Here is a 1,180-nt window from a genome sequence, read left to right on the forward strand (position 1 = left end):
TGGCCGCTGGACGTGGCCTGACAGCCGGATGCGGAAACAGGCAACGGATTTGGGAGTTTTCACACAGCCTCGGCCGATAACTGAATTTTAGACTATACTGATCAAGGTTTTTTCAGCTTTTGGTATAACGAGACGAACCGAGGAAGCTGTGTATTTAATAGTCTGTAAGGAACCAAACACCTAAATGTGAGCATTTTATAATATGCCTGTCAAAGATGCGCTCCTATTCATTGATGCTAACAAGTACTTAGATTTATATCGTACTGACAAAGGGCGGAAGTTGCTAGCTCCACTGGCCGAACAAGCTTCATATGTTTTTGTTACACAGCAAGTGGTTGATGAAGTTGAGAGAAACAAACTTGGCGCTGCTGCTGAGTTTCTTAGAACAAAAAATCAAGGCATGAAACTTCATGGTATCAACGTACCTGATCATTTCTCCGGTTCTGAAGCTGGAAAGAATGAAGAAATCCTCAGAAGTATTAGAGATATAAGCAAGTCAGTGTCTACTGTAAATGCAGAAATAGATTTACACACACTTGAGATTTTGGCACAGGTATCCGAATCGAAAGACGAGGTTTCAAAGGAGTTGGCCTCCATTTTTTCAGATGCAGTTCCGGCCACTCCCGACGAGTTACGTCGTGCTCGTGAGAGGAAAGAAGTTGGAAATCCACCTGGAAAGCGCAATGACCCACTTGGTGACGAGATTACTTGGGAGCAAATTCTCAGTAATTTTAAAGGAAAGAAGCGGCTGTGGATAATTTCACGAGACGGGGACTATGGTACAGAGTTTGGAGGAAGGTTCTTCCTGAATGGACTATTAAGGTCGGAGGTGATTCAGGTTTCGGAGAGTGCTAGTGTCTATATATTTAAAGACCTATTCGAAGGGCTGAAGCATTTCGTAGAAACGACTAAGGTAAAGGCCGAATTAAAATTGACTCCGGAAGAGGTAGCGGACATAGAAGCCGAAGAAAAGTCTCTACCTATAGAGGATACGACTTATCATGCATCTACTTTTCCAGAACATGCGAGGTCTTCAGTTGATACCGGTCAGGCTCTAGCTGCGATGCAGTCTTTAGCTGATATTCAGAGGGCTCTGGATGCGATACGACCCTCAGCTGATATTCAGAGGGCTCTGGATGCGATACGACCCTCAGCTGATATTCAGAGGGCTCTGGATGCG

1 protein-coding gene is annotated in these 1,180 nt (G+C 44.5%); it reads left to right on the forward strand.

The features are described from left to right. Nucleotides 1-202: 202 nt before the first annotated feature. Nucleotides 203-1,180: PIN domain-containing protein (locus tag KG088_RS18705; RefSeq protein WP_213828032.1), on the forward strand; the 978-nt coding region annotated here is incomplete at its 3' end.

This window comes from Halomonas jincaotanensis (assembly GCF_018448785.1).
In the GTDB taxonomy this organism is placed as follows: domain Bacteria; phylum Pseudomonadota; class Gammaproteobacteria; order Pseudomonadales; family Halomonadaceae; genus Halomonas; species Halomonas jincaotanensis.